Origin of the sequence: Kitasatospora sp. NPDC059747 (assembly GCF_042732955.1) — a bacterium.
Taxonomy (GTDB): Bacteria; Actinomycetota; Actinomycetes; order Streptomycetales; family Streptomycetaceae; genus Kitasatospora.
The window spans coordinates 1-7,911 of sequence record NZ_JBHWGV010000113.1 but is presented as its reverse complement, the minus strand read 5'-3'; the positions used below and the strand labels follow the sequence as shown (position 1 = coordinate 7,911).

Below are 7,911 nucleotides of genomic sequence, written 5' to 3'. Positions count from 1 at the left end.
GCGTGGGCGGGCTTACAAACTTTCCCCCGGGCCACCCCCCCCCCCCCGGGCCGGCCCCCCCCGGCCGGGGGGTCGTCGGTGTGCGGCTGACCAGGGGCGGAGCGAGGGGCGCGGCGGGGCGCGTACCCTTTGAGGTGACAGAGTCCGGACAGTGGCGGGAACCCGCCGCGCCGGACGGGGACAACTGACTAAGGACTGAGCGACCTGGCACGCCGTACGCCCGACGGTCCGCCGCCCGCGCCGACGGTGCAGCGGATCCGTCTCCGCTACACCAAGCGCGGCCGGCTCCGCTTCACCAGCCACCGCGACTTCCAGCGCGCCTTCGAGCGCGCCCTGCGCCGCTCGGCCGTGCCGATGGCGTATTCGGCCGGCTTCACCCCGCACCCCAAGGTGTCCTACGCCAACGCCGCCCCGACCGGGGTGGCCAGCGAGGCGGAGTACCTGGAGATCGGCCTCGCCGCCGTCCGCGATCCGCAGGCGCTGCGCGCCCAGCTGGACGAGTCGCTGCCCGCCGGACTGGACGTCATCGACGCGGTCGAGGTCCGGACGCCGAACTTCGTGGAGCGCCTGGAGGCCTCCGAGTGGCGGGTGCGGCTGGACGGCGTCGAGCCGCAGGAGGCGGCCCGCGCGGTCGGGGTCTTCCTCGCCGAGGAGCGGGTCGAGGTGCAGCGCCAGACCAAGAACGGCGTGCGCGTATTCGACGCGCGCGGCGCCGTGGCGGCGCTCGAGGTGCTCGCGCCGCAGGTCGACGGCGGTGCGGACACGGAGGCCGGAGCGGCCCACGATGTTCGGACCGGCCGTGCCTGTGCGATACTGCGCCTGGTAGTACGACACGCCACACCAGCCGTACGACCCGACGACGTGTTGTCCGGTCTCCGTGTGACGGCCGACCTGGCGCCGCCGGTCCCCGCAGAGGTGACCAGGCTGGCGCAGGGGCCGCTCGACGAGGAGTCCGGCACGGTGACCGACCCGCTGGCGCTCGACCGCGCCGCGGCCCCGGCCGGTTCCGATCCGGCCGCAGGGCCGCGCGCTACCGCGTCCGCCTAGCGGGCGGAGGCCGGGTCCAGTGCCTCACTGGACCCGACGGACCTCCGGGGTTCCCGCGGCTCCCCAGGGGAGCGAGCGTCGTCGCAGCACAGGCCGGCCCCTTGCGGCCCGCCGACCAGGACGGTCGGTGGGCCCGAGGACCCCTTCCGGGAGCCACCCGGGGTTGGGGGACGGCGCAGCTTGGGAAAACCACAGAAGACTGGTCAGACCAGAAGACTTTCGACACCCCGCCGAGCGTGGGGCGCCGAGCGAGACTACGAGCCCCTGTGCGGCCTCGCGTCCGCGCGGCGGCACCGTGAAAGGGTCCGGCCCGAGCACCGTGAGCGGTGCCGGCCGGCCGCAGGTGTCGTGCCGTGCCCGGATGCGGAGCCCGGGGGCCTGACGGGAGATCCACCCGCATGCTCGATAACACCGATCCGCAGCAGTCTGCGACGGAACCGAACGACACCGGTGCGACCGGTGGCGAGGGCGCGTCCGCCGCGCCGCCGCGCCGCCGTCGCCGCGCGGTGTCCCGCCCGGCGGGTGCACCGCAGGGCGCGGCGGCCGAGGCCGCCGAGACCGTGATCCCGGCCGAGGCGCAGGCCGCCCCGGCCCCCGCTGCCGTCACCGAGGCTCCGGCCGAGGAGGTCCCCGCGGCCGAGAAGCCGGTCCGGGCCCGCCGGACCCGCAAGCGCGCCGAGGCCCCCGCCGGGGCGCCCGCCGCCGAGACCCCGGCCGTCGTCGAGCAGGCCCCGGTGGCCGAGAAGGCCGAGCAGCCCGCCGCCGAGGAGGCGCCCGCCGCGCCGGCCCGCCGCGCCCGCCGCCGTCGCGTGGTCGAGGCCGCGCCGGTCGTCGAGGCCCCGGTCGAGGAGCCGGTGGCCGAGGAGGAGCCGGCCGAGGAGGAGACCGAGACCGAGGCCGCCGCGCCCGCGCCGGTCGCCGAGCCCGCCCCGGCCGTCGAGGCCGAGCCGCCGCACCGGGTGCGCCGCCGCGCCGTGCGCCCGTCCACCGCGATCTTCCAGGCCCCGGTGTTCCAGGAGCCGGCCCCCTACGTCGCCCCGGCCGCGACGCAGCAGCAGCCCGCCGCCGTCGAGGCCCCGGTTGCTGCCGTCGAGGCCCCGGTGGCCGCAGAGCGCGAGGAGGAGGACGAGTTCGAGTACAGCGGCGTCGGCCGTCGCCGCCGGGTGCGCGCCCGGGTCGAGCCGGGCCGCTCGAAGGGCGCCGCCAAGGCCGCCCAGAAGGCCGCCGCCAAGGCCACCCCCAAGACCGCCCCCAAGGCCGCTCCGGTGGTCGTCGAGGCCCCGGTCGAGGCGCCCGTCGCCGTCGTCGAGGCCCCCGCCGCCGGTCCGGAGACCGAGGGCGAGTGGGAGGACGACGGCCGTCCGTCGCGTCGCCGCCGCCGGGGCGGCCGTCGCCGCCGCCGTGGCGAGGCCGAGGAGTTCGAGACCGAGGCCCACGAGGCCGAGCAGCCCGCCGAGGAGCCGGCCGCCGCGGCCGTCGACGAGGAGGACGAGGACGACGACGACCTGGCCGCCGGCCTGTCCTCGTCGCGCCGTCGCCGCCGGCGTCGCCGCCGCAGCGGCGAGGCCGGTGCGGTCGAGGCCGCCGAGACCACCGAGGACGGCGTCCGCACGGTCGTGAAGGTGCGCGAGCCGCGCCGCCGCTCGACCGAGCCGTCCTTCGACCCCGACGAGGTCCAGTCCATCAAGGGCTCGACCCGCCTGGAGGCCAAGAAGCAGCGCCGCCGTGAGGGCCGCGAGCTGGGCCGCCGCCGGGTGCCGATCATCACCGAGGCCGAGTTCCTGGCCCGCCGCGAGTCGGTCGAGCGCGTCATGGTGGTGCGCCAGAACGGCCAGCGCACCCAGATCGGCGTCCTGGAGGACGGCGTGCTCGTCGAGCACTACGTCAACAAGGAGCAGGCCACCTCGTACGTCGGCAACGTCTACCTGGGCAAGGTCCAGAACGTGCTGCCGTCGATGGAGGCCGCGTTCGTCGACATCGGCAAGGGCCGCAACGCCGTGCTGTACGCCGGCGAGGTCAACTTCGGCGCGCTGGGCGGCCACGGCGGCCCGCGCCGGATCGAGTCGGTGCTGAAGTCCGGCCAGTCCGTGCTCGTGCAGGTCTCCAAGGACCCGATCGGCCACAAGGGCGCCCGCCTGACCAGCCAGATCTCGCTGCCCGGCCGCTACCTGGTCTACGTGCCCGAGGGCTCGATGACCGGCATCTCGCGCAAGCTCCCCGAGAACGAGCGCGCCCGCCTGAAGCAGATCCTCAAGAAGATCGTCCCGGACGACGCGGGCGTCATCGTGCGCACCGCCGCCGAGGGTGCCTCCGAGGACGAGCTGACCCGCGACGTCCAGCGCCTCCAGCAGCAGTGGGAGGAGATCCAGAAGAAGGCCGCGACCGGCAACGCCCCCGCGCTGCTGTACGGCGAGCCGGACATGACCGTCCGGGTCGTGCGCGACATCTTCAACGAGGACTTCACCAAGGTCATCGTCTCCGGCGACGAGGCGTGGCAGACCATTCACGAGTACGTCTCCAGCGTGGCCCCGGACCTCGCCGAGCGGCTCCAGCGCTGGACCTCCGAGGTGGACGTGTTCGCCACCTACCGGATCGACGAGCAGCTGATGAAGGCGCTGGACCGCAAGGTCTGGCTGCCCAGCGGCGGTTCGCTGGTGATCGACCGCACCGAGGCGATGGTCGTCATCGACGTCAACACCGGGAAGTTCGTCGGCCAGGGCGGCAACCTGGAGGAGACGGTCACCCGGAACAACATCGAGGCGGCCGAGGAGATCGTGCGCCAGCTGCGGCTGCGCGACCTCGGCGGCATCATCGTGATCGACTTCATCGACATGGTGCTGGAGTCCAACCGGGACCTGGTGCTGCGCCGCCTGCTGGAGTGCCTGGGCCGGGACCGGACCAAGCACCAGGTGGCCGAGGTCACCTCGCTGGGCCTGGTCCAGATGACCCGCAAGCGGGTCGGCCAGGGCCTGCTGGAGTCGTTCTCCGAGGCCTGCGTGCACTGCAACGGCCGCGGCGTGATCGTCCACATGGAGCAGCCGAGCGCCCACACCCACGCCCCGGCGGCCGCGGCCGTCGAGGCGGGCCAGGGCGGCAAGCGCCGTCGCCGGGGCAAGGGCGGTGCGGGCCACGAGGAGCCGCAGGCCGTCGAGGCCGTGCCGGTGACGGAGGAGACGGTCGTCGAGCTCGTCGAGGCCCCGGAGGCCCCGGCCGAGCCGGTGCGCGAGGAGATCGAGGGCCAGCTGGCCCTGGAGGTCCCGGGCGTCCAGGCGCCGGTGTCCCAGGCGGCCGCGGAGGCCGTCGGGGCCCCCGTCGCCGAGCCGGCCCCGGTGGCCGCTCCGGCGGGCCGTCCGCGCCGCCGCGCGGTGCGCAAGGCGACGGCCCCGGCCGGTTCGCCGCAGGGCGCCGAGATCGTGGTGCTGCAGGCGAAGGCCGACGCGGCGCTGGAGGCGGCCCTGGAGGCCGCCGCGGTGGCCGCCGCGGCCCCGGCCGAGCCGGTCGCCGAGCCGGTCGCCGAGGAGGCTCCGGTGGAGGCCGCCGCCGAGGCTGCGGCCGAGGCGCCCGCGGAGGAGCCGGCCGTCGAGGCCGAGGCCGAGGAGGCGCCGGCGCCCAAGAAGCGGGCCGCGCGCAAGACCGCCGCGAAGAAGACCGCCGCCAAGAAGACGACGACGGCGGCCAAGAAGACCACCGCCCGCAAGACCGCGACCAAGCGGACGAGCGCGGCGGCCAAGAAGGCGGCGGCCGCCGAAGGTGATACGGCGGCCGAGTAGTGCCCACGCCCGGGGCGGGACCCTTCCCGCCCCGGGCCGTACGGGCCGGTTTGCCCCCCGGGCGGCCGGTCCGTATTCTTGACCATCGGCGTGTCTACGCCATTGCTCCCGAGCACATCACCTTCCCGGTACGTCCGCGCCAGCGCGGAGGGACGGGGAGAGGCTCCTGTGTCCGTACCCAGGTGGCTGGCGTCGGGGGTTCCGACCGAGCAAGGAAAGCAGGTACCGCATGTACGCGATCGTTCGCGCAGGCGGCCGCCAGCACAAGGTCGCCGTCGGCGACGTGCTGGAGATCGACCGTATCGAGGCCAAGCCGGGTGACTCGGTCGAGCTCTCGACCATCCTGGTCGTCGACGGTGACGCCGTCACCTCCGACCCGTGGGTCCTGGCCGGCGTGAAGGCTCACGCCGAGGTGGTCGACCAGACCAAGGGTGACAAGATCATCATCCTGCGTTACAAGAACAAGACCGGCTACCGCCGTCGTCAGGGTCACCGTCAGAAGCACACCGCGGTGCGCATCACCAGCATCGACTCGGTCAGCAAGTAAGGGGATAGCGAAAAATGGCACACAAGAAGGGCGCAAGCTCTACTCGTAACGGCCGTGACTCGAACGCCCAGCGCCTCGGCGTGAAGCGCTTCGGTGGCCAGGTCGTCTCGGCCGGCGAGATCCTCGTCCGCCAGCGTGGCACCCACTTCCACCCGGGTGCCGGTGTCGGCCGCGGTGGCGACGACACCCTGTTCGCGCTGACCGCCGGTGCGGTGCAGTTCGGCAACCGTCGCGGCCGCAAGGTCGTCAACATCGTGGCCGTCGAGGCCTGAGTCCCCGCGGACTCACGAGTCGCACCAGACTCACACTGAAGGGTGGGCCGGAATGTTCCGGTCCACCCTTCGGCTTTACGCAGGTAGCAAGCAGACTCATCCGTACTGGAGGCACACCCCATGACCACCTTCGTGGACCGCGTCGAACTTCACGTCGCCGCGGGTAACGGAGGCCACGGCTGCGCCTCCGTTCACCGGGAGAAGTTCAAGCCGCTCGGCGGCCCCGACGGCGGCAACGGCGGCGAGGGCGGCAGCGTCATCCTCACCGTCGACGCGCAGATCACGACCCTCCTCGAATACCACCACTCGCCCAAGCGCAAGGCGACCAACGGCAAGCCCGGCGCGGGCGGCAACCGCACCGGCGCCGAGGGCCAGGACCTCGTCCTGCTGGTGCCGGACGGCACCGTCGTGCTCGACCGCCAGGGCAACGTGCTGGCCGACCTGGTCGGCCACGGCACCAGCTTCGTCGCCGCCCAGGGCGGCCGCGGCGGCCTCGGCAACGCGGCGCTGTCCTCGGCCCGCCGCAAGGCGCCCGGCTTCGCGCTGCTCGGCGAGCCCGGCGAGGCCCGTGACATCGTCATGGAGCTCAAGTCCGTCGCCGACGTCGCCCTGGTGGGCTACCCGAGCGCCGGCAAGTCGTCGCTGATCTCGGTGCTCTCCGCCGCGAAGCCGAAGATCGCGGACTACCCGTTCACCACGCTCGTCCCCAACCTCGGCGTGGTCACCGCGGGCGACACCGTCTACACCATCGCGGACGTGCCCGGCCTGATCCCCGGCGCCAGCCAGGGCCGCGGCCTCGGCCTGGAGTTCCTGCGCCACGTCGAGCGCTGCTCGGTGCTCGTGCACGTGCTGGACTGCGCCACCCTGGAGCCCGGCCGTGACCCGCTGAGCGACCTGGAGACCATCGAGGCGGAGCTCGCCCAGTACGGCGGCCTGGACGACCGTCCGCGCCTGGTCGCGCTCAACAAGGTGGACGTCCCGGACGGCCAGGACATCGCCGACCTCACCCGCGCCTCCCTGGAGGAGCGGGGCTTCCAGGTGTTCGAGGTCTCCGCCGCCTCCCGCAAGGGCCTGCGCGAGCTGAGCTTCGCGGTGGCGAAGATCGTCGCCGAGGCGCGTGCCGCCAAGCCGGTCGAGGAGTCCACCCGGATCGTGCTGCGGCCCACGGCCGTCGACGACGAGGGCTTCACCATCACCGAGGAGGACGGCGCCTACCGCATCCGCGGCACCAAGCCGGAGCGCTGGGTCCGCCAGACCGACTTCTCCAACGACGAGGCCGTCGGCTACCTCGCCGACCGGCTCGCCCGCCTCGGCGTGGAGGAGAAGCTGTGGAAGGTCGGGGCGCGCGAGGGCGACACCGTCATCATCGGCCCGGACGAGAACGCCGTCGTCTTCGACTGGGAGCCGACCATGGCCGCCGGCGCCGAGATGCTCGGCCGCCGCGGTGAGGACCACCGCTTCGAGAACCCGCGGCCGGCGGTCGACCGTCGTCGCGAGAAGCAGAAGGGCCGGGACGCCGCCGAGCAGGAGTTCCTGGACTTCGAGGCGCTGTCGAGCGGCCGGCCGGCCGCCATCGAGGGCGACGACGAGGACTGATCCCGCGCAGCCGAACGGCCCCGCCACCCTTTCGGGGGAGGCGGGGCCGTTCGCGTCGGTCGTTCAGGTGTTCAGGCGTGAGCGGACGTCACTTCGTCCAGGCGGCCTGGACCTTGGTGATGTCGGTCGAGTCGCCGAAGCCGACCATCACCGGGGTGCCGCCGCCGGCCGGGAAGCTGACGATGTCGCAGCCCTTGAACGCGACGCCCTTGGTGGCGCCCGAGAAGCTCGGGGTGGTGCACTTGGCGATCGGGGTCGAGCCGACCGGGTTGGCGAACGACGCGGTGTTGCCGCTCGCGTCGTAGACCTTGAGCTTGGAATCCGGGGCGCTGAAGGTCAGCTTGGTGTCCCCGAGGTTCGTCATGGTCCAGCTGACGTAGTACAGCGCGCGGCCGTCCAGGCCGGCCGTGTTGGCCTTGGCGTCCTGGAAGTCCTTGAGCGAGCCCGGGGTTATGCCGGTCACGGTGAGCTGGAGCTTGGCGGCGGTGTTCGAGGTCTTGTCGTTGAAGTCGACCGCGGCCGGCTGGCCGAACTTCACCGAGGTGCCGGCCTGCGGGAGGCTGCCGGGGGGGGGGGCGCCCCCCCCCCCGCGGGGGCCCCCGCGCCCCCGCCCCCCCCCCCCCCCCCCCCCCCCCCCCCCCCCCCCCGCCGCCCCCCCCCCGGGGCGCGGGCGGGGGAC

At 74.0% G+C, this 7,911-nt stretch carries 6 protein-coding genes; 5 read left to right on the top strand and 1 reads right to left on the bottom strand.

Annotated elements, in window-relative coordinates:
- Positions 1 to 246 precede the first annotated feature (246 nt).
- The 5 genes from ACFV4G_RS34680 (at position 247) to obgE (ending at position 7,232) form a co-directional block, all read left to right on the top strand.
- Positions 247 to 1,047 (top strand): TIGR03936 family radical SAM-associated protein, encoded by an 801-nt coding sequence (locus ACFV4G_RS34680; protein ID WP_380446161.1) that lies wholly within the window; start codon positions 247 to 249, stop codon positions 1,045 to 1,047.
- Positions 1,048 to 1,445: 398 nt separating this feature from the next.
- Positions 1,446 to 4,817: a ribonuclease E/G gene (locus ACFV4G_RS34675; RefSeq protein ID WP_380446160.1), complete on the top strand. Its 3,372-nt coding sequence runs from the start codon at positions 1,446 to 1,448 to the stop codon at positions 4,815 to 4,817.
- A gap of 229 nt (positions 4,818 to 5,046) precedes the next feature.
- Positions 5,047 to 5,364: a 50S ribosomal protein L21 gene (rplU, locus tag ACFV4G_RS34670; RefSeq protein ID WP_380446159.1), complete on the top strand. Its 318-nt coding sequence runs from the start codon at positions 5,047 to 5,049 to the stop codon at positions 5,362 to 5,364.
- 14 nt (positions 5,365 to 5,378) lie between these two features.
- The gene (rpmA, locus tag ACFV4G_RS34665; RefSeq protein WP_030058248.1) at positions 5,379 to 5,636 is read left to right on the top strand and encodes a 50S ribosomal protein L27; all 258 of its coding nucleotides are present in this window, start codon (positions 5,379 to 5,381) and stop codon (positions 5,634 to 5,636) included.
- Positions 5,637 to 5,756: 120 nt separating this feature from the next.
- Complete coding sequence (obgE, locus tag ACFV4G_RS34660) at positions 5,757 to 7,232, top strand: GTPase ObgE (protein WP_380446158.1); 1,476 nt, start codon at positions 5,757 to 5,759, stop codon at positions 7,230 to 7,232.
- 88 nt (positions 7,233 to 7,320) lie between these two features.
- Here obgE and ACFV4G_RS34655 read toward each other — a convergent pair whose 3' ends face one another.
- Positions 7,321 to 7,770 (bottom strand): hypothetical protein, encoded by a 450-nt coding sequence (locus ACFV4G_RS34655; protein ID WP_380446157.1) that lies wholly within the window; start codon positions 7,768 to 7,770, stop codon positions 7,321 to 7,323.
- Positions 7,771 to 7,911 lie beyond the last annotated feature (141 nt).

Excerpts from the sequence above, each read along its gene's own strand:
- ACFV4G_RS34675 (WP_380446160.1), top strand. The coding sequence starts at position 1,446 with ATGCTCGATAACACCGATCCGCAGCAGTCTGCGACGGAACCGAACGAC.
- rplU (WP_380446159.1), top strand. The coding sequence starts at position 5,047 with ATGTACGCGATCGTTCGCGCAGGCGGCCGCCAGCACAAGGTCGCCGTC.
- rpmA (WP_030058248.1), top strand. The coding sequence starts at position 5,379 with ATGGCACACAAGAAGGGCGCAAGCTCTACTCGTAACGGCCGTGACTCG.
- obgE (WP_380446158.1), top strand. The coding sequence starts at position 5,757 with ATGACCACCTTCGTGGACCGCGTCGAACTTCACGTCGCCGCGGGTAAC.